At 67.8% G+C, this 25,083-nt stretch carries 19 protein-coding genes; 11 read left to right on the plus strand and 8 right to left on the minus strand.

Annotation, left to right across the window (positions count from 1 at the left end; all coding sequences use genetic code 11):
• Window positions 1-71 precede the first annotated feature (71 nt).
• Entirely contained in the window at window positions 72-1,565 is a 1,494-nt protein-coding gene (locus LGM71_RS12625) for a PLP-dependent aminotransferase family protein (RefSeq protein ID WP_413226875.1), read from the plus strand.
• 144 nt (window positions 1,566-1,709) lie between these two features.
• Here the strand turns inward: LGM71_RS12625 and LGM71_RS12630 are convergent, their stop codons facing one another.
• The 3 genes from LGM71_RS12630 to LGM71_RS12640 form a co-directional block, all read right to left on the minus strand.
• The gene (locus LGM71_RS12630) at window positions 1,710-1,985 is read right to left on the minus strand and encodes a hypothetical protein (protein WP_057928306.1); all 276 of its coding nucleotides are present in this window, start codon (window positions 1,983-1,985) and stop codon (window positions 1,710-1,712) included.
• Between the two features lie 98 nt (window positions 1,986-2,083).
• Window positions 2,084-3,523: a cytochrome-c peroxidase gene (locus tag LGM71_RS12635; protein WP_413226878.1), complete on the minus strand. Its 1,440-nt coding sequence runs from the start codon at window positions 3,521-3,523 to the stop codon at window positions 2,084-2,086.
• 56 nt (window positions 3,524-3,579) lie between these two features.
• The gene (locus LGM71_RS12640; protein WP_226115003.1) at window positions 3,580-5,043 is read right to left on the minus strand and encodes a metallophosphoesterase family protein; all 1,464 of its coding nucleotides are present in this window, start codon (window positions 5,041-5,043) and stop codon (window positions 3,580-3,582) included.
• A 181-nt stretch (window positions 5,044-5,224) separates the two neighbouring features.
• On the opposite strand from LGM71_RS12640, the gene LGM71_RS12645 reads away from it, so the two are divergent.
• Window positions 5,225-6,073 (plus strand): class I SAM-dependent methyltransferase, encoded by an 849-nt coding sequence (locus LGM71_RS12645; protein WP_226115004.1) that lies wholly within the window; start codon window positions 5,225-5,227, stop codon window positions 6,071-6,073.
• Window positions 6,074-6,163: 90 nt separating this feature from the next.
• Here the strand turns inward: LGM71_RS12645 and LGM71_RS12650 are convergent, their stop codons facing one another.
• From LGM71_RS12650 to LGM71_RS12670, 5 genes are all read right to left on the minus strand, one after another.
• Window positions 6,164-6,475 carry a hypothetical protein gene (locus LGM71_RS12650; protein WP_226115005.1) on the minus strand — a complete coding sequence of 104 codons (312 nt, stop codon included), beginning with the start codon at window positions 6,473-6,475 and terminating at the stop codon, window positions 6,164-6,166.
• A gap of 58 nt (window positions 6,476-6,533) precedes the next feature.
• Window positions 6,534-8,555, minus strand: coding sequence for a BCCT family transporter (locus LGM71_RS12655; RefSeq protein ID WP_226115006.1), 2,022 nt, complete (start codon window positions 8,553-8,555; stop codon window positions 6,534-6,536).
• 283 nt (window positions 8,556-8,838) lie between these two features.
• Complete coding sequence (locus LGM71_RS12660; RefSeq protein WP_059679084.1) at window positions 8,839-10,026, minus strand: porin; 1,188 nt, start codon at window positions 10,024-10,026, stop codon at window positions 8,839-8,841.
• A 120-nt stretch (window positions 10,027-10,146) separates the two neighbouring features.
• Window positions 10,147-12,567, minus strand: coding sequence for a glycoside hydrolase family 31 protein (locus tag LGM71_RS12665; protein WP_226115007.1), 2,421 nt, complete (start codon window positions 12,565-12,567; stop codon window positions 10,147-10,149).
• Window positions 12,568-12,594: 27 nt separating this feature from the next.
• Window positions 12,595-13,866 (minus strand): MFS transporter, encoded by a 1,272-nt coding sequence (locus LGM71_RS12670; RefSeq protein ID WP_059598877.1) that lies wholly within the window; start codon window positions 13,864-13,866, stop codon window positions 12,595-12,597.
• Between the two features lie 450 nt (window positions 13,867-14,316).
• Here LGM71_RS12670 and LGM71_RS12675 point away from each other — a divergent pair, with 450 nt between their 5' ends.
• The 9 genes from LGM71_RS12675 (at window position 14,317) to LGM71_RS12715 (ending at window position 24,685) form a co-directional block, all read left to right on the plus strand.
• The gene (locus LGM71_RS12675; RefSeq protein WP_226115008.1) at window positions 14,317-15,267 is read left to right on the plus strand and encodes a MurR/RpiR family transcriptional regulator; all 951 of its coding nucleotides are present in this window, start codon (window positions 14,317-14,319) and stop codon (window positions 15,265-15,267) included.
• On the plus strand, window positions 15,264-16,250 hold the full coding sequence (locus tag LGM71_RS12680; RefSeq protein WP_059598879.1) for an isoaspartyl peptidase/L-asparaginase family protein: 987 nt from the start codon (window positions 15,264-15,266) through the stop codon (window positions 16,248-16,250). The genes LGM71_RS12675 and LGM71_RS12680 overlap by 4 nt, the downstream gene beginning before the upstream one ends.
• Before the next feature lie 27 nt (window positions 16,251-16,277).
• Window positions 16,278-18,191 carry a dipeptide ABC transporter ATP-binding protein gene (locus LGM71_RS12685; RefSeq protein WP_226115009.1) on the plus strand — a complete coding sequence of 638 codons (1,914 nt, stop codon included), beginning with the start codon at window positions 16,278-16,280 and terminating at the stop codon, window positions 18,189-18,191.
• A 129-nt stretch (window positions 18,192-18,320) separates the two neighbouring features.
• Window positions 18,321-19,883: a glutathione ABC transporter substrate-binding protein GsiB gene (gsiB, locus tag LGM71_RS12690; protein ID WP_124628685.1), complete on the plus strand. Its 1,563-nt coding sequence runs from the start codon at window positions 18,321-18,323 to the stop codon at window positions 19,881-19,883.
• Window positions 19,884-19,950: 67 nt separating this feature from the next.
• Window positions 19,951-20,871: a glutathione ABC transporter permease GsiC gene (gsiC, locus tag LGM71_RS12695; RefSeq protein ID WP_124628683.1), complete on the plus strand. Its 921-nt coding sequence runs from the start codon at window positions 19,951-19,953 to the stop codon at window positions 20,869-20,871.
• Between the two features lie 7 nt (window positions 20,872-20,878).
• Window positions 20,879-21,772 carry a glutathione ABC transporter permease GsiD gene (gene gsiD, locus LGM71_RS12700; protein ID WP_059598882.1) on the plus strand — a complete coding sequence of 298 codons (894 nt, stop codon included), beginning with the start codon at window positions 20,879-20,881 and terminating at the stop codon, window positions 21,770-21,772.
• Complete coding sequence (locus LGM71_RS12705; protein WP_226115010.1) at window positions 21,772-22,854, plus strand: P1 family peptidase; 1,083 nt, start codon at window positions 21,772-21,774, stop codon at window positions 22,852-22,854. Before gsiD ends, LGM71_RS12705 begins: the two co-directional genes overlap by 1 nt.
• On the plus strand, window positions 22,851-23,678 hold the full coding sequence (locus tag LGM71_RS12710) for a M55 family metallopeptidase (RefSeq protein ID WP_151048900.1): 828 nt from the start codon (window positions 22,851-22,853) through the stop codon (window positions 23,676-23,678). The genes LGM71_RS12705 and LGM71_RS12710 overlap by 4 nt, the downstream gene beginning before the upstream one ends.
• A 227-nt stretch (window positions 23,679-23,905) precedes the next feature.
• Entirely contained in the window at window positions 23,906-24,685 is a 780-nt protein-coding gene (locus LGM71_RS12715) for an AraC family transcriptional regulator (RefSeq protein WP_226115011.1), read from the plus strand.
• Window positions 24,686-25,083: the final 398 nt, after the last annotated feature.

A 25,083-nucleotide genomic window follows, 5' to 3' on the forward strand; every position in this document is an offset into this window, starting at 1 on the left:
GATCTTGATCCTCTGTATCGGTGTGTTTCCCCTGAATCTGTATCTGGCGTGCGCTGGGGCGCGCGGGCACGATGACCCGCATGACGCTCATCACAGACTCGTTCAGAACACCTTTGCCGATGGCCGGCGCGCCGCTTTACGAACGACTCGCCGAGCATTACCGCCGCATCATCGCGGCGGGTACCCTGTCGCCCGGCGACCGGATGCCGTCCGTACGCGCATTCATGGCACAGCACGGCGTGAGCCTGTCGACCGCGATCCAGGCATTTCGACGGCTCGAGGATACAGGCTGGTGCGAAGCCCGGCCGCGCTCGGGCTATTTCGTGCGGCGGCGCGCGGTCGCCGTGCTCGATACGCTGCCGGAAAGCGACGGCTCGCCGCTGAGCGTCGAGCCGCCGTTCGCGGGACTGCATGAACGCGTGTCGCGCGTGATCGATCGCGCGAATGCGATGCCCGATGCGCTGAATCTCGGCGGCGCGTCCGCGCTGGCGACGCTGTATCCGGCCGAGCGTCTGCAGACGCTGGCGATCCGGTTGCTGCGGCGCAAGCCGACGCTGCTGACCGACGCGGGGCCGGTTGGCGGGTCGCCCGAATTCCGGCAGACGATGGCAAAGCGCGCGCTGTCGTACGGCGTGGCCGTGTCGCCGGACGACGTGATGTCGACGAGCGGCGGCGTCGATGCCGTGAATCTCGCGCTGCGCGCGGTGGCACGCCCCGGCGACACGATCGCGATCGAATCGCCGGCCTTTTTCGGCTTGATCCAGCTGCTCGAAAGCCTCGGGCTGCGTGCGCTCGAGATCCCGGCCAGCCCGACGACCGGACTGTCGATCGAAGCGCTCGACGTGGCGCTGACCGCGTACCCGGACATTCGGGCCGTGGTCGTCGTGCCGAATCTGCAGAACCCGCTCGGCAGTGTGATGCCCGACGAACGCAAGGCCGCGCTGGTCGCGCTGTGCTCGCGCCGCGGGGTGGCCGTGATCGAGGACGAGCCTTATCGCGAGCTCGTGGAAGCGCCGCAGGTGGTGAGGCCCGTGAAGGCATGGGACCGTGACGGCACGGTGATCTATTGCCCGTCATTCAACAAGGTGCTGGCGCCCGGGATGCGGCTCGGCTGGATGAGCGCGGGCCGCTGGCATGCGCGCGTGAAGATGCTCAAGTTCGCGCACAGCCGGCACAACGCCGCATTGCTGCAGGCCGTCGCGGCCGAATTCGTCGGCTCGGGCGCGTTCGATCGCCACCTGCACCGGTTTCGCGAGCAACTGCGCGTGCAGCGCGATGTGACGATCGATGCGATCGCGCGCCATTTTCCGGCCGGCACGCGGATGAACCGGCCGCCCGGCGGCATGCTGCTGTGGATCGCGTTGCCGGACGGCGTGCGTTCCGAAGCATTGTTCGATGCGGCGCTGGCACGCGGGGTAAGGATCGCGCCAGGCGCGATCTTTTCGAACTCCGACCGCTTTGACGCGTATATCCGGCTTGCCTGCACGCGGGTGTTCGACACGGCACACGAAGCGGCGATCGAAACGCTCGGCCAGCTGATACACGACGCGGCGGCCGCCGCGTAAGCGGGACAGGTGTGGAGCGGGCCCGCGCGTTGGCTACCGGGCTGGGCGGTCGTGACGGGGGCACGCGCCGGCCGATCCGGCACGCCGCGTTCACCCTGGACGGCCGCCGCGCGGAGACGCGCCGACGATACGATTTCGGCGATTTCATCGGCTGACCGCATGCGCGGCGAGGTGCTGGCGGATCAGCGACAGGTAGCGATCGCCGACCGAGAAGTCGCGTGCGGCACGCGGCCGTTCCGCCTGGCGCAGCGTGGCCGGCGCGCTCATGCCCAGGTACCGACATACCGCCGACGGGAAAGGCTTGCGTGTATGCCCGAGCTGGCGCGCCGCGCGCTCGACGCGGGCGTCGCCAACCTGCGCACGCAGCCATGCCAGCACTTGGCGATCGGTGTCGTTGACGATACGGACCAGATGTTCCATCGCGCACCCCACTGTTCATAAATACAGTGCTGTAAATATAAACAGTATATGAGGCGGCCGCAAGCGGGCGCGCATCCGCCTGGCCGTTCGGTCAGCGTTCAGCGCATCGGCGCCGGTGTGCGGGCGGCCGGCGATCCGATAATCCGGGCGGCAGGCGCGGCGGGCGGGACGATTTTCGCGTAGCGCGCGTCGGTCAGCGTGCCGAGGAACGCGACGATGTCGTCGATTTCCGAGTCGGTGAGTGCGGGCTGCATGCCCGGCCGGCGGTTCATCGGCGTCGAATTGACGTTGATGTTGCCGCGATAGGCGGCCGGCACGTCGTCGAACGTCCTGGCGCCGTGATACCAGTAGCCCGGGTCGGTCGAGCGCGTGTTGTAGAACGCGACCGCGTCGCGCAGCGTCGTGAACACGCCGTTGTGCATGAACGTCTGCTTGACCGCGACGTTGCGCAGCCCCGGCGTACGCAGATAGCCACACCATTGCGTCGGCTCGGGCCAGCGCAGCCGTGCGGCCGTGTCGCACAGGCCGTTGTCGAAATGGCGCGGATCTCGGTTCGCGGGCAGCGCGCGGTTGCGCGGCACCGCGATCGCGTCGTAGCCGAAATCGGTGAAGAGCGAGCGCTCCGGCCGGCTCGACGTCTCCGTCAGCGTATGGCAACTCATGCAGTTGCCCTTGTCAGGATTGCGGAACAGCGCCAGGCCGCGCATCTCGGCCGGCGCGAGCGGCTTGCGCGTGCGCAGGTACGCGTCGAAGCGCGACGTGAACGGCGCCATGTCGTCGCTCTGCAGATACGCCTCAACGGCAGAGCCCAGCGCGCGCACCAGCTGTTCGGGGTCGCGCCGCACCGATGCGCCGAAACGCGCGGCGAGATCGTCCGCCAGTTCGGTGCCGTCGACCTTGCGTAGCAGCGCGGCCGGCGATCGATTGTTCATCTCGTTCGGATCGAACAACGGCCCGCGGATCTGTTCGGCGAGCGTGTCCGCGCGGCCGTCGCTGAAGAGTCCGCCGAACGGCGACGGCGCGGGCGCGTCGTCATCCTGGTAGAAGTGGCGGCGCGGCACGTAGCGCACGTAGAGCAGCGACGGGGCGTTGCGCAGGCTGAAGCGCCCGTGGCGGCTGCCTTCCGGTACGCCGGGCCCCGCGAGCGAAGCGGCCGACAATGTCGGCGCGAACGCGCGTCCCGGATCGTGGCAGCCCGCGCACGACATGCCGCGCGGCTCGGACAGCCGCGGATCGAAGAAGATCCGGCGGCCCAGCGCGACGAGCGTCGGATCGGGCGCGAAACGGGCGCCCGCCGCGTCGACCTTGCCGGTCACCTGCGGCGTGCCGTTGCCGATCGTGCCGACGACGCGCGACGGCACACCGGGAAGAAGGATCGTCTCGGACGGTGTGGCATGGGCCGCGAGCGCCGCGCCGGCGAGCAGGGCGGCGGCAAGCACGCGTATCGTCCGGCCACCGCCGGCGACCGGAACCGAAGCGCAAACCCGATGCTCGGCAGCGGTGGCCGACGAAACCGTCCGCATCCGCGAGCCGGCCATCCGTCGCCGGAGGCCGGTCGAATTCGTCAGATCATCACTCAATCGAACTTCGTCACTCACGGCGCGATGAACCCCGTCTTGTCGCATGCGAGCGTGTTGCCCGACTGGTCGCACGACGCGAGCAGCTTGCCGGCCGCCGAATACGCATGGAACACCCAGCCCGTCGCCGGCGCCGCGCGTCGCTCCATGATCAGGAAACCGAAGCTGTTGTGGTGTGACAGTCGTTCGATCACGGCGCCCGGCGCGGGCGTCAGGCCGGCCGGGAATGGATCGGGCAGCGCGACGTCGAGGTTGTCCCCGCCGTTGCCGGACACGATCGTCGCCGGATGCCCGGACGAGAAGTTGATCGCCTGGAAATCGTGCACGTGCCCGTGCAGCGCGACCTGGATGCCGGGCGGGTAGTACGCCTGCGCGTTCAGGCTCGCCATCACCGACTGCAGCGCGAGGTTGCCCGGCGCCGGCGTGCTGCCGGCGATCGGCGCGAATGCGAGGATCGGATGGTGGTTCGTGAAGATCGTCGTCGACATGCCGGCCTTCGACGCGAGTGACGCGACCGTCTGGAACTGCTTCTGATAGATGCGGAACTGCGCATCGGTCGTCTTCAGCGGATTGCGGCCGACCTTTGCGGTGTCGAACACAATCACTTGCGTGCCGCCGCCGAGCGACACCGCATACGGATCCGAGTAGTTCGCGTCGTCGTCGTTGGCCGGATCGTCGCACGAACGGGCTGCCGAATACGGGTGCGGATCGAGGAAGCGGTACCAGCCCTGTCCAGCCCGTGCGCATTCCTCGTGGTTGCCGCGCACGACGACCCACGGCGCCTTCGCGAACAGCGGCGCGGCCGGGCGGAACAGGTCGGCCTGCCACGTATCCCAGCCGTAGCCCCACGGGCTGTCCTTGCAGCCGGCGATGTCGGGCGGGCACGCGTTTTCGCGGTAGTGATAGTCGCCGACGTGCAGCACGAGGTCCGGCGACAGCTTCGCGACGCTCGCCGCGATCGTGTCGAACGGCCAGACCGTCGCGTCGTTGCACGCCTGCCATGCGTTGTCGGCCTTCTTCATCCGGCAGCCGGTGTCGGCGATGATCGCGATGCGCTGCGGCTGCGCTTTCGGCAGCGGCAGCGCGCGGCCCGCGACGCTCGCCGCCTGTGCATCGGTGGGCAGCATCGCTTCGCAGACCGACACCGGAAAGCTCGACGGTTTCGAGTCGGCCGGGGCGCTCGCCGTCGGACGTTGCGCGATGGTCGCGGCGCCGGCACGCAGCGTCATGCGCGACAGCTTGCCGTCGACGGACAGCTGCGGACACAGCGGATCGCTCGCGGACGCGGGGCTGTAGTTGGTGACCACGCGTGCGATCGCCTGGTTCGCATCGCCGATCTCGACCCACGCGGCCTGAACGTTGATCGCGGCACTGGCCGGGTCGGCGGGCGTATCGATGTGATTCGAACACGCGGACAGCGCCGCGAGGGCAACAAGCGGAGCGCAGCGCACGAACAGCGCGCGGGAGAGGAGTCGTCGCATGGGAGGCACCGTAGGAAAGCCGTCAACGATACGGAACGCGAATGTAAGAATTGTGAAGGATGGGGTGCGAAGACCGACGCGGCGCGCGAGTCGTGCCGCGTTCGCAGGCTTGACCTCAAGCCGGCTTGAAGCAGCATAGTTCGGATCACGGTCAACGATGCGGACAAAAGGAGAATCGACGATGGATGGAAACCGGACAAACGAAGCGCAGTCTGCGCTGTGGAATGGCCCGTCGGGGCTGGCATGGGTCGACGCGCAGCGCTCGCTCGACCGGATGTTCGAGCCGTTCGAGGCATTGCTCGCGGATGGGGCGGTGGCGGCGTCCTCGAGCAGCGTGCTCGACGTCGGCTGCGGTACCGGCGCGGTGACGCTCGCGATCGCACGGCGGATTGGCGCGCACGCGCACTGTACGGGCCTGGATATTTCGGCGCAGATGATCGCCGCTGCACGGGCACGCGTCGAACGCGAGGGCGTTGATGCCGACTTCGTGCATGCCGATGCGCAGACGCATGCGTTTGCGCCGGGGCAGTTCGATCTGATCGTGTCGCGCTTCGGTGTGATGTTCTTCGACGATCCGGTGCAGGCCTTCGCGAACCTGCGGCACGCGGCGCGCCCGAACGCGCAACTGCGATTCGTCGCATGGCGCGGCGCCGCCGACAATCCGTTCATGACGACGGCAGAGCGTGTTGCGGCGCCATTGCTGCCCGCCATGCCGGCGCGGCAGCCGGGGGCGCCGGGACAATTCGCGTTCGGCGACCGGCAACGGATCGCGTCGGTATTGTCGGACAGCGGCTGGGCCGACATCGCGATCGAGCCGATCGATATCGCGTGCGCGTTGCCGGTGTCCGAGCTGGACGACTACATCGCGCGACTGGGGCCGGTCGGGCTCGCGCTTCGTCAGGTGGACGACGCGACGCGCCGGCGCGTGATCGATACGGTTCGCGCTGCGTTCGGGCGCTATGTGCAGGGCGCGAACCTGTGCTTCGACGCGGCGTGCTGGCTCGTCACCGCGCGGGCGCCGTCTGCATGATGCATCGGGAAAATGGCAGCAGCCCGTTGTTCCGCATGCGTGTTGCCGTGCATGCGTGACGAGGCTGCGGCGCCGTGCAAAAGGCAGGTATCAGTCGCGCCTCGCACGCAACATCAGCCAGGCGCAGCCGGCCGCCACGAGCGCGAGCCCGAGCAGCACCGCCTCGACGCCGAGTGCGAAACCGGGCGGCATCTCGCCGCTGTTCGGCACGGGCGACAGGTTGGCGGTGATTGCGATCGCGCCGCCGGCCAGCAGCGCGATGCAGAAGATCCAGTAAACCTTGCCGCGCGGGGCGGCGGTGCGGATCCGCCACAGCGCAAGGCCGACGCCGCCGAGGTAAAGCACCGCGAGCGTCGCGAGCGCGATGAAGTCGCCGGTGCGATTGTTCAGGAGGCTGTTCATGGCATGGCTCCGTCCGCTGCCACGCGTCGGCTCGACGAGAGGAACGCAGAGGTCGGATTCATTCGGCCTCCGTTGCGTGTCCCGGCGCGCGGCTCAGCAGATGCGTACGCTGGTCGGCCGCGAGCGAGACGTAGCGTTCGTATTGACGCAGTACATCAGCGATCAGTTCGTCGCCGCGCAGATATTCGATGTCGTACCCGAGCCGGCCGTCCTCGAAGAACGTGACGATGCCGTACACGTGCGGACGCTCGGCATCCGGCTCGGCCGCTTCGCGTACCAGGAAGGCCGCCGCGGATTTCGCCGTCACGCGCGCGCCGTAGACGAAATCGCGGTGTTCCGCGGTCGGCACGGTTAGCCGCACCGCGTCGTCGCTGTCGCGCTGCACGTGTGCGTCGACGCCGCTCGAACGCAACTCGTCGGCGACCTTGCGCAGCGCGGGCTCGACGGTTTCCGCGACGAACTGGCGTGCGTCGGCTTCGGTCGTCTGCCGCAGGATGTGGGTCAGGCGATGGCGCCAGTGCTGGCCGGTCCAGAAGCTCGTCGCGGGCGCGACGTCCTGGGAATAGTGCGCGCGATCGGCCGCGAGCCCGCGCCACAGCCCGTAACACAGCGCGAGCATGATCAAGGCGACCGGCAATGCGGCGATCAACGTCATCGCCTGCAGCGCGCCGAGCCCGCCCGCGACCAGTAGCACGGCCGCCGTCACGCCCAGCAGCGCAGCCCAGAACAGCCGCTGCCAGACCGGCGAATGCGCGCTGCCGCGCGTCGCGATCTGGTCGATCACGAATGCGCCGGAATCGGCGGACGTGACGAAGAACACCGCGATCAGCACGATCGCGACGATCGACAGCAACTGCGGAAGCGGCAGGAAATCGAAGAAACGGAACAGCAACGCATCGACACTGCCGGCCGTTTGCGCGAGCGCGCCGGCCGCGCCATGCGTGTCGAGCCAGATCGCGCTGTTGCCGAACACGGTCATCCACACGAGATTGAATGCAGTCGGCACGAGCAACACACCGATCACGAACTGGCGGATCGTGCGGCCGCGCGAGATGCGCGCGATGAACATGCCGACGAACGGTGACCACGATACCCACCATGCCCAGTAGAGGATCGTCCAGCCGCCGAACCAGCCTTCTTCGCGCGGCGGCGCGTACGCATAGGTGCGGAACGACAGGTCGACGAGATTCGACAGGTACTGGCCGATGTTGTCGCCGAGCGCGCGCAGCAGGAACGACGTCGGGCCCGCGACGACCACGAACGCGAGCAACAGGAACGCCAGCAGCAGGTTCAGCTCGGACAGCCGCCGCACGCCCTTGTCGAGACCGCTCGCGGCCGATGCGCCGGCCAGGATCACGACGATCACGACGAGCCCGATGCGAAACGCGTTGCCGCTCGTATCCCAGCCGGCGACCGTATGCAGGCCCGCGCTCAACTGCATCACGCCGTAGCCGAGCGTCGTCGCGATGCCCGCGACCGTGCCGACCAGCGCGAACGCGTCGACCGCGTGGCCGATCCAGCCGTTCACGCGCTCGCGCAGCACCGGATACAGGCCGGAGCGCAGCGTCAGCGGCAAGTTGTAGCGGAATCCGAAATATGCGAGCACGAGCCCCATCAGCCCGTAGATCGCCCACGCATGAAAGCCCCAGTGGAAGAAGGTCATCAGCATCGCCTCGCGCGCGGCTGCCGGCGTGCCGGGGTCGACGGTCGGCGGCTTCAGGAAGTGCTGCATCGGCTCGCCGACGCCGAAGTACATGAGGCCGATGCCCATGCCCGCCGCGAACAGCATGGCTGTCCACGACAGGAAGCTGAACTCGGGCTCGGCGTCGTCGGGGCCGAGCCGGATGTTGCCGAAGTCGCTTGCCGCGATCAGCACGAGAAACACGAGGAACGTGGTGACGGCGAGTACGTAGAACCAGTCGAAGCGCGCGACGACCCATTGCTGGCCGGAGGAGAAGAGCGCGCCTGCTTCGTTCGGGCGCAGCGCGCACACGACGAGCAGTGCACCGATGACCGCGAGCGCGGGCAGCACGACCTGCGGCTTGAATGTCGTGCGGGGCGAGGAACGGGAATCTGGCATGGCTGGCATCCAGTTGTGGGCGCAACGAGGCGCGACGCCGCCCGGCGCGCATGGCGCGCGACGGACCCTGATACGGCGTGCGCCGAGTGTACCGCGGTGTCAGGACTGCATGAAGGGATATGCAGCAGGGATAAACCTGACGAATTGTAAGGTATCGGGGCGATCGCGAAAACCCGCACGCTGCGCGCTGCGTGCGAAAGAGGTCGACGCCGAACGTCAACGGGCGCCCCGGACGATGCCGGATCGTCCGGGGCTCGAGCAGGGGAGGCGCAGCCGTACGGGTTCAGAACGTCATGGCGATCCCGGCCATGCCGACGAACTGGCCGTGCGTCGTCGACGGCGTGAGCTGCTGCGAATCGCCGACGATCGGCGCCGCGTCGACGATATGGCCGGCACCCAGCGCGCCGAGCGTCCGCCCGCTCGAATGCGTGTACGCCTGCAGCGCATAGAGCGTCGTGCGCTTCGACAGGCTGTACGACTCCTTCAGCGAATACTGCTGGTAACGGGCCGCGTCCGACACGCCGTTCGCCTTCGACGCGAGCGTGTACGCGAACGCGCCGGCCACCGAGAAGGTCGGCGTGAAGCGGTACGCGGCGAGCGCGCCGTAGGTGTTGAACACGGCTGTGTCCGTGAACGCGGAGCCGTTGCCGGGCAGGTACTTCACGTTCGAGTAGTTGAGGCCCATCGTCAGGTTGCCGAGCGTGTAGTTGCCGGCCGCTGCGACCTGCTCGACGGCCTTCGCGGTCAGGTAGCCCTGGTTCAGCACGGACACCGCGAAGCTGCCCGAAGCCGCGGTCGCCGGATTGAGGAAGCCCGCCGACGAGCCCGAGCTGTTGATGCGCAGGTAGCCGGCCGCGATCCCGACCGGCCCGTTCGCATAGCGCAGCGCGGCGCTGAACGTGTTGCCCTTGCCGGTCGCGCCGGCGATGCCGCCGAACGCGTACATCGCGCTCGCGGTCAGCCCGGAGAAGGTCGGCGACGTGTAGGTGACGGAATTGTTTACGCGGATCGTCGTGTCGAGCCCGTCGATATCGCCCGGATGCGCGCCCGTCGCGCCGGTCAGCCAGCTGCTCGACGCGTACGGGCCGACCAGCAGGAAGTACGGCGTGTACTGGCGGCCGGCCGTCACCGTGCCGTAATGATCGTTGCGCAGCCCGACGAAGGCCTGGCGGTTGAAGATCGTGCCGGCGGCGGCTTGCGCGCCGGTGTTCAGGTTGAAGCCGGATTGCAGGTCGAAGATCGCGTGCGTGCCGCCGCCGAGATCCTCGTCGCCGCGCAGCCCGAACTTCGACGCATACAGGTTGCCGTCGCGCATGTAAATGTTCGAGTGGCCCTGCTGGTTGTTGACGTACGCGAGCGAATCGTCGACCACGCCGTACAGCGTCACGCTGCTCTGCGCATGGGCGGCGGAAGCGCCGAGCGACGCGGCCGATAAAATCAGGATTGCAGAATAGTGGTGCGATGCTTTCATTGACGATCTCCAAGTCTCTTCAGGGGCGGGAGGCTGATCGGCCTCCTCTTTGGTGGAGGGGCGGGCCGTGTGTGCGGCCCGCCCGATCTGAGGGTTCGGCGTCGTCCCGCGCTTGCGCGGTCAGTCGTCGAGTGCCACGACGACGCGACGCCACGCGCCGTCCCGCGCATCGTGTTCGACGCACGCACCGCGCACGGCAAGCGCGCACTGCAGCGATGCCGGCAGCAGGATCTCCACGCGCCCGGCAGGGCGGTTCATGCGGCCATCCCAGCGGACCGACACGCCGAGTTCACCGGACGCCGTGCGTCCGGTCTCGACGCGCCACAGCCCGTATTCGCCGTCGCGCCACGCTTCCGTTTCGCCGTCGTCCTCGACGCATTCGCCATACGCAACGCCGTCCTCGACGCGCGGCGCGACGAGGAAGCCGCGCGTGTCCGCGCGTGCGCCGAACCGTTGCTCGGCGACGTTCAGCGGCAGCACGCGGCCTTCGCGCAACAGCATCACCGGCGTGTCGAGCGGCGCGGGCAGCGTCACGTTTGCGCCGCCGTCGAACGACTGCGCGCTCGCGCAGCACAGCCAGCGCGCACCGGACGGCAGGTAGACCTCGCGCTCCGTGCGGCCCGGCTCGACGACCGGCGCGACCAGCAGCGCGTCGCCGAGCATCATGTCGTCGCATTCGTCGTAGCAGCGCGGGTCGCCGGGGAAGTCGCCGAAGGTCGGCCGCAGCACCGGCTCGTAGCGCGTAGTCGACAGCCACAGCAGGTGATAGAGGTAAGGCAGAAGCCGGTAGCGCTGCTTGAGCAGCGATGCGATCCGCGCGGTGATCTCCGGATACATCCACGGTTCGTTGACGGTTCCGTCGTCATTCCACGAATGGATGCTGAAGCGCGGCATGAAGATGCCGAACTGCACCCAGCGCAGCAGCAGCTCGGGCGACGGTGCGGGGCCGGAAAAGCCGCCGATGTCGTGACCGATGTTCGACACGCCCGACAACGCCAGCCCGAGGCCCATCTTCAGGTTGTAGCGCAGCGTTTCCCACGACGTGTAGTTGTCGCCGGACCAGGTCTGCACATAACGCTGCATGCCCGCGCCGCCGGAGCGCGACACGAGGAACGGCCGCCGCGCCGGCGCATGCGCGCGCTGTGCGTCGCGCGACGCGCGCATCATCAGCATCGTCTGCAGCACCTTCGCCTCGCGTGCGGGAAACGGCTGCCCGAAGCCGTGCGCGATTGCGTCGGGCGACCAGATCTCGTATTCGTTGTTGTCGTTCCACGTCGACTCGATCCCGTAGTCGAGCAGCGCCGACGTGACCTGCTCGCGCCACCAGTCGTAGGCGTCCGGTTGCGTGAAGTCGAGATACGCGCCAACCTCGTCCCAGAATTGCACCCATGCCGGTTCGCCGGATGCCGAGCGGATCAGCAGCCCGCGCCGCGCGGCGTCGTCGAACGCCGGGTGGTCGCGCAGCAGGCACGGCTTGATGTTCGCGCACAGGCGGATACCGTGGTCGCGGTAGTGCTTCACGAAACCCTTCGCGTCGGGAAACTTCTCGCGGTTCCAGTTGAACACGTAGCGCTTCTCGCCGATCGACGTATAGCCCGACGACAGGTGGAACGAATCGCACAGAATGTCGTGCGATTCGCACCGCTCGACGAACTGGTTCATCTGCCGCTGCGCGTCCGGCGCGTCGGTGTAGCTCATCGTCGAGCCCGAATAGCCGAGCCCCCATTTCGGCGTGCGCGCGGGGCGCCCGGTGAGCCACGTGAAGCGCCGCGCGGCCGTGAGCGGCGTGTCGGGCGACGCGATGAAGTAGTAGTCGAGATCGCCGTGCTCGGCGACGAAGTAGCGGTAGAGCCCGTGGTAGTTGTCGAGCTCGCGGCCCATGTCGAACGCGCAATCCGACAGCGTGTCGTAGAACAGCCCGAAGCCCTGGCACGCGTCGGGCGACCACGTGACATAGAACGGAATGTGCTTGTAGAGCGGGTCCGTGTGCTTTGCGCTGTAACCCATCGCGTCGATGTTGCGCATCTCGAAGCGCGCGCCGGTGCGGTCGAGGTCGCCCGCGCGCTCGCCGAGACCGAACACTTTGTCGCCGCGCTCGCGAGCGACGTAGTGATAGGCGCGATCGTCCCACCAGCCGAAGTTGTACGCCTGCGTCGCGCGATCGGCGAGCACGACGCGCCACGTGCCGTCGGCGCCGCGCATCGACCACGTGCAATGGCCGCCTTGCCGGCTTACCGCGAGGCGGATCTGCGCGGTTTCGATGCGCACGCCGCCGTCGTCTTCGACGAAGTCGTAGGCCGGCTGCGCGAAGCCGCTCAGGTCGAGACGGTCGCGCCCTTCGAGCGGCACGTCGTCGAGGCCCGGCGCGATGGTCCAGGTGCGCGGGTTGCGCGCCGTCGCGTCGGGCAGCACGCGCACGCGCACGATGTCGTCCTCGAGCACGAAGATCTCGAGCGTCGCGTCCGCGTCGGACGCGAGCAGCACACGGTTCGCCTGCCGGTCGGCGACGTGGAACACGGGCGGATGAAGAAGCGAAGTCATGAAAGCGATTCCTGGTGAAGACGGAGGTCAGGCGTGCTGCGCGAGCAGGCGTTCCTGCTTCGACTGCCCGCGGATCAGCACCGCGAGCAGCGTGACGCCGATGATGTCGAACAGGCCGAGGCACGCGAACAGCGGTGCGTAGCCGATCTTGTCGGCGAGCGCGCCGACCAGCAGCGAGAAGCCGAGCCCGCCGATCCATGCGGCCATGCCCGCAAAGCCGCTGGCGGTGCCGACTTCCTCGGGATCGAACACGTCGGCCGACAGCGTGTTGACGAGCGCGGAGATCATCTGGTGCGCGAAGCCGCCGACGCAGAACAGGCCAATGGCCGTGTACGGCGACGACACGAGCCCGATCATCGCCGGCCCGAGCATCAGCACCGCGCCGAGCGCGACGCCGGCGACGCGCGACCACACGAGCGGCAGCCTGAACCGGTTCGCGAGGTAGGGCGAGAGATAGCCGCCGGCGATGCCGCCGAGATCGGCCGCGAGAAACGGCATCCACGCGAACACGGCGATCTGCGCGAGCGCCATGTGGCGTTCGGTGGCGAGGTACAGCGGAATCCAGAAACTGAAGGTCTGCCACGCGGGTTCCGCGAAGAAGCGCGGCAGCGCGATCGCCCAGAAACGACGCGCGGTGACGACGTCGCGAATCCGGCGCTTCGACGCGGCCGGCATCGTGGCCTGACCGTCGCGGATCAGCGTGCGCTCCTGCGACGTGATGCGCGGATGATCGGCCGGCGACCGGTACTGCGTGTACCAGAGCGCGGCCCACACGAAGCCGAGCGCGCCGGTGACCATGAACGCGGATTGCCAGCCGAATCGCATCGACAGGAACACGACGAGCGGCGGCGCAATCGCGGCGCCGAGCGACGTGCCCGCGTTGAAGTAGCCGACCGCGACGGATTTCTCGCGATCGGGAAACCATTCGGCGACGGCCTTCATCCCTGACGGAATCGCGGCGGCCTCGAACAGCCCGAGCAAGCCGCGCAGGATGCCGAGCGACAGCCAGCCGGACGCGAAGCCGTGCGCGACGCCGACCACCGACCACAGCATCGCGAACAGCGCGAACCCGACCCGCAGGCCGATCAGGTCGACGATGAACCCGCATACCGGCTGCATGATCGTATAGCCGATCTGGAACGCCCCGACGATATACGAGTATTGCTGCGTCGAGATCGCGAACACCTGCTTCAGTTCCGGTGCGAGCACCGCGAGGGAATTTCGCGCAAGGTAGTTGAGGATCGTGCCGAGACATACCAGCACGATGATCCACCAGCGCAACGCCTTGACTGTTTTCACTGCTGTCTCCTGAGCCATGCAAGTCGCCCGGCTGGGGCGTCTTATGCGGTCATATTTGTACGATGTCAGATCTTCATGGGCGGCCGATTGACCTGTCTTCTACCGGAATTGGCGCATTCGATCGAACATTTCGCTGCTATTGAAAGCCAATGTTATCTGACGACTGATCATTTTCGAGCATCCTATGTTCGAATTCGAATCAGGTCAACGTGAATCTGCATTCGAACGAACATCCTCGGGGTATTCCCGATAGGTGCGCGGACGGGATCCTCGGTGCGTTGCGCGACGAGGGCGGCGAATGCCGGCTGGACGGCGATCGAGCGGTCGTCGCACGACCAATTGCATCAGGCGGGCCCGGCAGGGAGCGTGGGAACCCTGATGAAAATTTATTTTTTTCCGGTCGGCAGATTGTGTAAATTGATTTTCATCAACCTTGCAAAACCATTCGCAATGACGTCTCTCGTTCCGCACGATGCCAGTCACGAGGAATCCGCGATCGCGGAGCGCATCGCCTCGGCCATGCCGCGGATGACGCCAATCCACCGCCGGATGGGCGAGTTCGTGCTCGCGAATCCGTTTCGCGCGGCGACGATGCGGATCGACGAGCTGGCGCAGGCCGTGAATGCGTCGATCGCGACCGCGAACCGCTTCGCGAAGGCGCTGGGTTTCGACGGCTATCCGGCGATGCGCGCGGCGCTCGTGCGCGGCTTTGAGGCGACGCTCGGCCCGGTCGAGCGGCTGCGTTCCGCGCAGGAGCAGGAACAAGAGCAGGGCGTGCGCGGCGCAGCGTGGATCGACGCGGTGTTCGACCAGGCCGTCGCGAACATCGAGAACACGCGTGCGCAGCTGGATGCGGCCGACGTCGAGGCGGCCGTCGAGGCGATCGTCGGCGCGCGGCGCGTGCTGATTCTCGGCGCCGGTTCGAGCGCGTTTCTGACCGGACTGATGGAACACGGATTGTCGGTGTGTCACGACAACGTGCAGTCGCTCGCGTTGCTCGGGGGACCGTCGCATGCGGCGCGGCGCCTGTATACGGCCGACTCGCGCGATCTCGTGATCGCGCTCGCGTTTCCGCGCTACGTCAAGGACACGATCGAGCTGGCCCGCCGCGCGGCCGCGCGCGGCGCGCGCGTGCTTGGCATCTCCGACGGGCCCGGTTCGCCGCTTGCACCGATCGCGTCGCTGAATCTGTACGTCAAGGCCGAACGGCGTTTCGCGGCCACGTCGGAGGCGGCCGTGCTGACGATGATCGAGGCGCTGATCGACGCGGTCGCGCTGCGCACGCACCGCTCCGCGAAGTCCGCCGCCGAAATGACCGAATTCCTGTTGCCGTGGCTGATCCACCCGCAAGCGGTGCCGCCGGCCGCCAACCCTTCTTCCTCCGGTACGAAAAAATCATGACTTCACCCGCGATCGTCGCGATTCATGGCGGTGCAGGCACGATCCTGCGCGATGCGATGGACACCGACACCGAACGCCAGTACCGCGCCGAACTCACCGCGATCCTGCTGGCCGCGCAACAGGTGCTCGCCGATGGCGGCAGCGCGCTCGACGCCGTCACCGTCGCGGTGCGGCTGCTCGAGGACTGTCCGCTGTTCAACGCCGGGCGCGGCGCCGTCTATACGGCCGAAGGCAAACACGAACTCGACGCGGCGGTGATGGACGGCACGACGCTCGCGGCCGGCGCGATCTGCTGCGCGACCCGCGTGCGCAATCCGGTGCTCGCCGCACGGCGCGTGATGGAGGCGAGCGAGCACGTGCTGCTGGCAGGCGCGGGCGCCGACGCGTTCGCGGCCGCACAGGGCCTCGAACTCGCCGAGCCCGGCTACTTCGACACCGAGGCGCGTCATGCACAGTGGGTCAAGGCGCGCGCGGCGGCCGGCACGATGCTCGATCACGACGCCGCGACCTTCGCGTTCGGCGCCGGGCAGCCGGCCGAGCCGCTCGATCCCGATCGCAAGCACGGCACGGTCGGCGCGGTCGCGTGCGACGTGCACGGCCATATCGCGGCGGCGACGTCGACCGGCGGCATCACGAACAAGCAGCCCGGCCGCGTCGGCGATTCGCCGATCATCGGCGCCGGCTGCTATGCGGACGACGCGACCTGCGCGGTATCCGCGACGGGCACGGGCGAGATGTTCATCCGGCTCGCGACCGCGCATGACGTGGCCGCGCAGATGGCCTATCGCGGCGCATCGCTCGCCGATGCCGCGCACGACGCCGTGATGAACAAGCTGTCGCGCCTGGCCGGGCGCGGCGGGATCGTCGCGGTCGACGCGCACGGCAACGTCGCGATGCCGTTCAACACGGAAGGGATGTATCGCGGCTACGCGCGCGTCGGCGAGACGCCCGTGGTCGGCATCTATCGCGACGATGCGGCCTGATTCCGGATCGTACGAGGAGACCTTCGCATGACTTCGAGCCGAACCCCGTCCGCGCTGGTGCTGCCGGAGCAGCGCGTCGTCGCCGTCGACGACCTGTCGGTCATGTTTCGCCGCGAAAACGCGACGTTCGATGCGGTGCGCAACGTGTCGTTTCACGTCGATCGCGGCGAGACGCTCGCGATCGTCGGCGAGTCGGGCTCCGGCAAGTCGGTCACGTCGCTCGCGCTGATGCGGCTCGTCGAGCATGGCGGCGGCGAGATCACGAGCGGCCGGATCGCGTTGCGGCGTCGCGGCGGCGTGCTCGTCGACCTCGTGCAGGCGAGCGCGGCGACGATGCGCGGGATCCGCGGCGCGGACATCGCGATGATCTTCCAGGAGCCGATGACGTCGCTGAACCCGGTATTTACGGTCGGCGACCAGATCAGCGAGGCGATCGCGCTGCACCAGTCGAAGAGCGCGACCGAAGCCCGCGCGGAAGCGTTGCGGCTGCTCGATCTCGTGCGCATTCCGGAGGCGCGCCGCGTGTTCGCGCGCTATCCGCACCAGTTGTCCGGCGGGATGCGGCAGCGCGTGATGATCGCGATGGCGCTGTCGTGCCGGCCCGCGCTCCTGATCGCCGACGAACCGACGACCGCGCTCGACGTGACGATCCAGGCGCAGATCCTGCAGCTGATCCGCGGCCTGCAGGACGAAATGAACATGGGCGTGATCTTCATCACGCACGACATGGGCGTGGTCGCCGAGGTGGCCGATCGCGTGCTCGTGATGTATCGCGGCGAGAAGGTCGAGGAGGGCGAGTCCGAACGCATTTTCGCGACGCCCGCGCATCGCTATACGCGTGCGCTGCTCGCGGCCGTGCCGCGGCTCGGCTCGATGCAGGGTACCGATAACCCCGAGAAATTCCCGCTGCTGAAGGTGGACGGCGCGAGCGCGGCCACGCCGGCACCTGCCGCGAACGACGCGGTCGCGGCCCCCGTCGCCGGGCAGCCGCACGTCGATCCGGCCGCGCCGCCGATCCTGCGCGTGCGCGATCTCGTCACGCGGTTTCCGGTGAAGAGCGGCGTATTCGGCCGCGTGTCGCAATACGTGCACGCGGTCGAGCGCGTGAGCTTCGAGCTGCGCGCGGGCGAGACGCTCGCGCTCGTCGGCGAATCCGGCTGCGGCAAGTCGACCACCGGCCGCTCGCTGCTGCGCCTCGTCGAATCGCAGAGCGGCTCGATCGAATTCGACGGCCGCGACATCAGCGCGATGAAGGGCCATGACCTGCAGGCGCTGCGCCGAAACATCCAGTTCATCTTCCAGGATCCGTTCGCGTCGCTGAACCCGCGCCTCACGGTCGGTTTCTCGATCATGGAGCCGCTGCTCGTACACGGCGTCGCGAGCGGCCGCGAAGCGCAGGCGCGCGTCGACTGGCTGCTCGAGAAGGTCGGCCTGCCGCCGGAGGCGGCACGCCGCTATCCGCACGAATTCTCGGGCGGCCAGCGTCAGCGGATCGCCATCGCACGCGCGCTCGCGCTGAATCCGAAGGTCGTGATCGCCGATGAATCGGTGTCGGCGCTCGACGTGTCCGTGCAGGCGCAGATCGTGAACCTGATGCTCGACCTGCAGCGCGAGCTGGGCGTCGCGTATCTGTTCATCTCGCACGACATGGCCGTCGTCGAGCGCATCAGCCATCGCGTCGCGGTGATGTATCTCGGCCAGATCGTCGAGATCGGCCCGCGCCGCGCGGTGTTCGAGGCGCCGCAGCATCCTTATACGAGGAAGCTGATGAGCGCGGTGCCGGTGGCAGACCCCGCGCGCCGGCATGCGCCGCGCCAGCTCGCGGCGGACGAGATTCCGAGCCCGATCCGCGCGGTCGGCGACGAGCCGATCGTCGCGCCGCTCGTTGCGGTCGGCCCCGATCATTACGTCGCGACGCATCGCGTCGGCGGCGCGTATTGATTGCACGGCGAGTCGGATATGGACCGCAGCTGCGCACGCGCCAGGCAACGGCGTCATTTTCCCGAGCGGATGCAGTCACGCCGCGATTTCCACCACGCGTTACCGAATCATCCACAGGAGCCAGACAAAATGAACAAGTCGCATTCGTTCCCGATGTTCCGTCCGCGCGCGTTGTTCGCCGCGGGGGCAGGCGCGCTCGCGCTGTCGGTCGCCGTGCCCGCGTTCGCGCAACAGAACGTCGTGGTCGCCGTGTACTCGACGTTCACGACGATGGACCCGTATGACGCGAACGACACGGTGTCGCAAGCTGTCGTCAAGTCGTTCTACGAAGGGCTGTTCGGCTTCGACAAGGACATGAAGCTCGTCAACGTGCTTGCGACGAGCTACCAGGCGTCGCCCGATGCGAAGGTCTACACGGTCAAGCTGCGCCCGGGCGTGAAGTTCCACGACGGCACGGATTTCAACGCCGACGCGGTGAAGGCGAACTTCGACCGCGTGACCGATCCGGCGAACAAGCTGAAGCGTTACGGGCTGTTCCGCGTGATCGAGAAGACCGAGGTGGTCGATCCGATGACGGTGCGCTTCACGCTGCGCGAGCCGTTCTCCGCGTTCATCAACACGCTCGCGCACCCGTCGGCGGTGATGATTTCGCCGGCCGCGCTGAAGAAGTGGGGGCGCGACGTGTCGCTGCATCCGGTCGGCACGGGCCCGTTCGAGTTTGTCGAATGGAAGCAGACCGACGACATGAAGGTGAAGAAGTTTGCCGGCTACTGGAAGAAGGGCTATCCGAAGGTCGATTCGATCGACTGGAAGCCGGTGGTCGACAACAACACGCGCGCCGCGTTGCTCAAGACCGGCGAGGCCGATTTCGCGTTCACGATCCCGTTCGAGCAGGCTGCCGACCTGAAGAGCAATCCGAAGGTCGAGCTGATCGAGCGGCCGTCGATCATCCAGCGCTACATCTCGCTGAACACGCAGAAGAAGCCGTTCGACAATCCGAAGGTGCGTGAAGCGCTGAACTACGCGGTCAACAAGGAAGCGCTCGCGAAGGTCGTGTTCGCCGGCTACGCAACCCCGCAGACGGGCGTCGCCCCGGTGGGCGTCGAATACGCGACCAAGCTCGGGCCCTGGCCGTACGATCCGGCGAAGGCGCGCGCGCTGTTGAAGGAGGCCGGGTATCCGAACGGCTTCGAGTCGACGCTCTGGTCCGCGTACAACCATTCGACGGCGCAGAAGCTGATCCAGTTCGTCCAGCAGCAGCTCGCGCAGGTCGGCGTGAAGGTGCAGGTGCAGGCACTCGAGGCCGGCGAGCGGGTCGCGAAGGTCGAGAGCGCGCAGGATCCGGCGACGGCACCGGTGCGGATGTACTACAGCGGCTGGTCGGCCTCGACGGGCGAGGCGAACTGGGCGCTGTCGCCGCTGCTCGCGTCCACGTCGGCGCCGCCGAAGCTCTACAACACCGCGTACTACAAGAACGGTGCGGTCGACGACGATCTCGCGAAGGCGCTCGAGACGACCGACCAAGCGAAGAAGGCCTCCCTGTACGCTGACGCGCAGAAGCAGGTGTGGGCCGACGCGCCGTGGATCTTCCTGGTGCAGGAGAAGATCGTCTATGCGCGCAGCAAGCGCCTGCACGGCATGTACGTGATGCCGGACGGCTCGTTCAACTTCGACGAAATCTCGGTGAAATGACGGCGATTCGCCCGTTGTGCGGCGCCGGCGGCGCGAGCTGCCGGCGCGCTGATTCGATCGGTGCCCCATGCTGAATTTTCTCGTCAAACGCCTGTTCGGCCTGCTGCCCACGCTCGCGATCGTCGCGGTGCTGGTGTTCCTGTTCGTGCACCTGCTGCCGGGCGATCCGGCGCGGCTCGCGGCCGGCCCGGAAGCCGACGACGCGACGGTCGCGCTCGTGCGCGCCGATCTCGGGCTCGACCGGCCGCTGCCGGCGCAGTTCGCGAACTTCTTCGTGAAGATCGCGCACGGCGATTTCGGGACGTCGACGCGCAGCAAGCGTCCGGTGTCGACCGAGATCGGCGAGCGCTTCATGCCGACGCTGCTGCTGACGCTCATCAGCATGGTCTGGGCGACGGCGTTCGGGATGGCGATCGGGATCGCGTCGGCGGTATGGCGCAACCGCTGGCCCGATCGCCTCGGGATGACGATCGCGGTCTCGGGCATCTCGTTTCCGGCGTTCGCGCTCGGCATGCTGCTGATGGAGATATTTTCGGTGAAGCTCGGCTGGCTGCCCGTCGTGCCGGACGGCACGTGGAAGAGCTACGTGCTGCCGTCGCTGACGCTCGGCGCCGCGGTCGCGGCCGTGATGGCGCGCTTCACGCGCGCGTCGTTCGTCGAGGTGCTCAACGAGGACTACGTGCGCACCGCGCGCGCGAAGGGTGTGCACGAGCCGATGGTCGTGCTCAAGCATTGCCTGCGCAACGCGATGATCCCGGTCGTCACGATGATGGGGCTGCAGTTCGGCTTCCTGCTCGGCGGCTCGATCGTCGTCGAGGCCGTGTTCAACTGGCCGGGGCTCGGGCGCCTGCTGGTCGACGCGGTGACGATGCGCGACTACCCGGTGATCCAGGCGATCGTGCTGCTGTTCTCGCTCGAATTCATCCTGATCAACCTGACCGTCGACGTGCTGTACGCGGTCATCAACCCGACCATCCGGTTCAAGTGAGGCGCGCATGAACGCGACTGTCCAGCCCGCGGCGTCGGCCGCATCGAGCGCGATCCGCACGCCGTGGCGCGAATTCTGGCGCAAGTTCCGCAAGCAGACCGTCGCGCTGGTCGCGGGCGGTTTCGTGCTGGGGCTCGTCGTGCTCGCATTCGTCGGCCCGCACATCGTGCCGTTCGATCCGGAGAACTATTTCGACTACGACGCGCTGAACGCCGGTCCGTCGGCCGTGCATTGGTTCGGCGTCGACTCGCTCGGCCGCGACATCTTCAGCCGGATCGTCACCGGCACGCGCATCTCGCTCGCCGCGGGCTTCTTCTCGGTCGCGCTCGGCGCGCTCATCGGCACGTTCTTCGGGTTGCTCGCGGGCTACTACGAAGGCTGGTGGGACCGCATCACGATGCGCGTGGCCGACGTGCTGTTCGCGTTCCCGGGGATCCTGCTCGCGATCGGCGTGGTCGCGATCCTCGGCAACGGGATGGTCAACGTGATCTGCGCGGTCGCGATCTTCAGCATTCCGGCGTTCGCGCGGCTCGTGCGCGGCAACACGCTGATGCTCAAGCACATGACCTACGTGGAAGCCGCGCGCAGCATCGGCGCGTCCGACTGGACGATCATCATGCGGCACATTCTGCCGGGCACCGTGTCGTCGGTCGTCGTGTACTTCACGATGCGGATCGGCACGTCGATCATCACGGCCGCGAGCCTGTCGTTCCTCGGGCTCGGCGCGCAGCCGCCGACGCCGGAGTGGGGCGCGATGCTCAACGAGGCGCGCGCCGACATGGTGACGGCGCCGCACATCGCAGTCTTCCCGAGCCTCGCGATCTTCCTGACCGTGCTCGCGTTCAACCTGCTCGGCGACGGACTGCGCGACGCGCTCGACCCGAAGCTGGAGCGGCGCTGATGCGTGCGGTTCCGATGTGGAGCACGACGCTGCCGGCCGGGCCGCGCGGCACGATTGCCGACGTGCCGGGCGTGACGGTCGGCCATGCGACGCTCGATGCCGGCGACGTGCAGACGGGCGTCACCGTCGTGAAGCCGCATCCGGGCGACCCTTACCGCAGCAAGGTGCCGGCCGGCGCGGCCGTGATCAACGGCTTCGGCAAGAGCGTCGGGCTCGTGCAGGTCGACGAACTCGGCACGCTCGACACGCCGATTGCGCTGACCAACACGTTCGGCGTCGGCGCGGTCGCACAGGCGCAGATCCGCGCGGCGATCGCGAAGAATCCGCACATCGGCCGCGACTGGCCGACCGTCAACCCGCTCGTGTTCGAGTGCAACGACGGCTATCTGAACGACATCCAGGCGTTCGCGGTGACGGCCGCGCATTATGAAGAAGCCTGCAATACCGCGGCGCGCGACTTCGCACGTGGCGCGGTGGGCGCCGGGCGCGGGATGTCGTGTTTCGACCTGAAGGGCGGGATCGGCTCCGCGTCGCGCGTGGCCGTCGCGGCCGGCAGGCCGTACACGGTCGGCGCGCTGGTGCTCGCGAATTTCGGCCGGCTGCCGATGCTGACGCTCGGCGGCGTGCCGCTCGGGCGCATCGCCGCGCAGCGCCGTGCCGCCGTGGACGCGCAGGCGGCGGCGCCGGAGCAAGGCTCGATCATCCTGCTGCTGGCGACCGATGCGCCGCTCGACGCGCGGCAACTGTCGCGGCTCGCCCGTCGCGCGGGCGCGGGGCTCGCCCGCACCGGTTCGGTCTACGGGCACGGCAGCGGCGACATCGCGCTCGCCTTTTCGACCGCGTACACGATCGCGCACGATGCGTCGACCATCGCGCTACCGGCCCTCGTGGCCGATGCGGCGCTCGATCCGCTGTTCATGGCCGCGGCCGAGAGCGTCGAGCACGCGATCGCCGACGCGCTGCTGCAGGCCGTGACCGTGACCGGGCGCGACGGCCACGTGCGGCAATCGCTGCGCGACGTGGTGCCCGATCTCGATCGGTTATTCAACGAAGGTAACGAGGGACGTCCGATCCATTCATGAAGATACTCATCTCGACCGACATCGAGGGTGTCGCCGGCGTGTTCGCCATCGAGCAGACGCGTGCCGGCAATCCGGAATACGAACGTGCGCGCCGCTGGATGACCGCCGAGGCGAACGCGGCGATCGAAGGCGCGTTCGCCGGCGGCGCGCAGGCCGTCTGGGTCAACGATTCGCATGGCGGCTTCCGCAATCTGCTGCCCGACGGGCTCGATGCCCGTGCCCGCGTCGTGCTCGGCAAGCCGCGCATGCTGGGGATGATGGCGGGCCTCGAACAGCAGCCCGACCTCGTGTTCATGATCGGCTTTCACGCGAAATCGCAGACGCGCGGCGTGCTTGCGCACACCATCAACAACTTCGCGTTCACGCAGGTGTGGCTGAATGGCGTCGAGCTCGGCGAAGCTGGGCTGTACGGCGCGCTGGCGCGCGAATATGGCGCGCACGTCGCGCTGGCGTCGGGCGACGACGTGTTCGCCGAGGAAACCCGGCCGTTGTTTCCGGACGCGCGTTTCGAGACGGTCAAGACGGCCGGCGGCGCATCGAGCGGCGACACGCTCACGCCGGCAGCGTCCTGCGCGCGCATCGCGACCGCCGCACGCGAAACGGTCGCGCACGCGCTGTCGTCCGGCTGGCGCGCGGGTGCGCATCGGCCCGCGCCGGCTGCTTGCACGCTGCGCGTGCAGACGGCCGCGCTCGCCGACCTGTTCTGCGTGCTGCCGTCGCTCGAGCGGGTCGATGCGGTGACGCTGCGCTTCGACGGGCCGTCGGTGGAGCACGTGGTGCGCACGCTGAACAGCCTGTCGGCCATGTCGTTCATGCTGCGGTGATGCGTGCCGATCGGATGCCGGACCGCGAGCTCGTCGCTGAAATCCGCGTCGGTCCGTGCCCCACGAGATGAAACGTATTGGGCATCTCCGCTCCGATGAAGTCGCTATCCGGCCGATTCGGCCGTCGGGTCTCGCGGCCGTCCGGTCGCGCAAGCGTGGAGCGGATCGTAGACCGATCGAAGGTGCCCCGCCTTCGCTGTCGGGTCACTCATGATGGAATTCGGGCCTTGAGAAATACGCTGCTGGATCCCTACGAACATATTCCGCGTAGCGTCGTGGCGACCGCCAACGACTACGCGGCGGGTACGACGTTTCCGGAGCGCGCGCACGGGCGCGGGCAGTTCGCGTTTGCGTCGCGCGGCACGATCGGCGTGTCGACGCCGCACGGCCGCTGGCTGGTGCCGCCGCAGCGCGCGTGCTGGGTGCCGGCCGGCGTGCGGCACGAAATGACGATGACCGGGCCGGTCACGATGCTCAACGCGTTCGTGTCCGAAGACGCGGCCCGGGCCGCAGGGCTGTCGGACCAGTGCGGCGTATATGGGGTGTCGCCGCTCTTGCGGCAGTTGATCGACGATGCGATCGACCTGCCGGCGATGTACGACGTCGACGGTCGGGCGGGCAAGCTGATGGCGCTGCTGATCGCGGAAATCGCGCAGATGCCGCGGCTGTCGCTGCACGCGCCGCTGCCGACCGATGCGCGTCTGGGGAAGATCTGTCGGCACCTGTTCGCGTCGCCGTCGATCGCGGCCGATCTCGACCGGATGGCGACCGATGTAGGCGTGAGCCGGCGCACGTTTACGCGGCTGTTCCGCGCGCAGACCGGTATGAGTTTTGCCGCGTGGCGTCAGCAGGTCTGCATGTTGGCGGCAATTACACGGCTGAGCGACGGGCAGCCGGTGACGCGTGTCGCGCTCGATCTCGGATATGCGAGCGCGAGCGCCTTTACGTCGGCGTTTCGCCGCATTCTCGGCGAAACGCCGAGCCGGTATCTGGAGGCGCGCCGCTAGCCGGAACCGATACGGCGGCGGGGCGCGGCGCAGTGCTTCGGTCATGGACGAAAAAAACGCGCCTGCCAGGTTTCGGTCAGACGCGCTTAAAGGCACTCGGTTAGAAAAAATGCGAGACAGCCAGTGGGCCATGTTCGCGCATCGAGTCGTGAAATTATTGCTTGATCCGATTCAATTCCATCGGTGGGCTGCGGATAGCGAAGCATACGCCGCATAACGCACAAACGATATCGCGCGGCCCCAACGATTCATGTGCAGTCGCAGCATGCGTTTTAATCGCACGTTCGATTTCGGGGTCCGAAGCAGGCAACCGCGAGCGTTCGACGATCCTGACCGGACGTGCTGCGGCGCGGCATCGAATGTTGGCCCCCGAAAACGAAAACCGCCGCGCGCCGCGA

It is taken from the genome of Burkholderia sp. AU33545 (assembly GCF_020419685.1).
Lineage (GTDB): Bacteria > Pseudomonadota > Gammaproteobacteria > Burkholderiales > Burkholderiaceae > Burkholderia > Burkholderia diffusa.

Coding starts and splice junctions, on each gene's coding strand:
- LGM71_RS12680 (WP_059598879.1), top strand. CDS start 15,264: ATGACTTCACCCGCGATCGTCGCGATTCATGGCGGTGCAGGCACGATC.
- LGM71_RS12685 (WP_226115009.1), top strand. CDS start 16,278: ATGACTTCGAGCCGAACCCCGTCCGCGCTGGTGCTGCCGGAGCAGCGC.
- LGM71_RS12630 (WP_057928306.1), bottom strand. CDS start 1,985: ATGGAACATCTGGTCCGTATCGTCAACGACACCGATCGCCAAGTGCTG.
- gsiC (WP_124628683.1), top strand. CDS start 19,951: ATGCTGAATTTTCTCGTCAAACGCCTGTTCGGCCTGCTGCCCACGCTC.
- LGM71_RS12675 (WP_226115008.1), top strand. CDS start 14,317: ATGACGTCTCTCGTTCCGCACGATGCCAGTCACGAGGAATCCGCGATC.
- LGM71_RS12710 (WP_151048900.1), top strand. CDS start 22,851: ATGAAGATACTCATCTCGACCGACATCGAGGGTGTCGCCGGCGTGTTC.
- LGM71_RS12655 (WP_226115006.1), bottom strand. CDS start 8,555: ATGCCAGATTCCCGTTCCTCGCCCCGCACGACATTCAAGCCGCAGGTC.
- LGM71_RS12705 (WP_226115010.1), top strand. CDS start 21,772: ATGCGTGCGGTTCCGATGTGGAGCACGACGCTGCCGGCCGGGCCGCGC.
- LGM71_RS12625 (WP_413226875.1), top strand. CDS start 72: ATGACCCGCATGACGCTCATCACAGACTCGTTCAGAACACCTTTGCCG.
- gsiD (WP_059598882.1), top strand. CDS start 20,879: ATGAACGCGACTGTCCAGCCCGCGGCGTCGGCCGCATCGAGCGCGATC.
- LGM71_RS12650 (WP_226115005.1), bottom strand. CDS start 6,475: ATGAACAGCCTCCTGAACAATCGCACCGGCGACTTCATCGCGCTCGCG.
- LGM71_RS12640 (WP_226115003.1), bottom strand. CDS start 5,043: ATGCGACGACTCCTCTCCCGCGCGCTGTTCGTGCGCTGCGCTCCGCTT.
- LGM71_RS12645 (WP_226115004.1), top strand. CDS start 5,225: ATGGATGGAAACCGGACAAACGAAGCGCAGTCTGCGCTGTGGAATGGC.
- LGM71_RS12665 (WP_226115007.1), bottom strand. CDS start 12,567: ATGACTTCGCTTCTTCATCCGCCCGTGTTCCACGTCGCCGACCGGCAG.
- gsiB (WP_124628685.1), top strand. CDS start 18,321: ATGAACAAGTCGCATTCGTTCCCGATGTTCCGTCCGCGCGCGTTGTTC.
- LGM71_RS12660 (WP_059679084.1), bottom strand. CDS start 10,026: ATGAAAGCATCGCACCACTATTCTGCAATCCTGATTTTATCGGCCGCG.
- LGM71_RS12635 (WP_413226878.1), bottom strand. CDS start 3,523: ATGGCCGGCTCGCGGATGCGGACGGTTTCGTCGGCCACCGCTGCCGAG.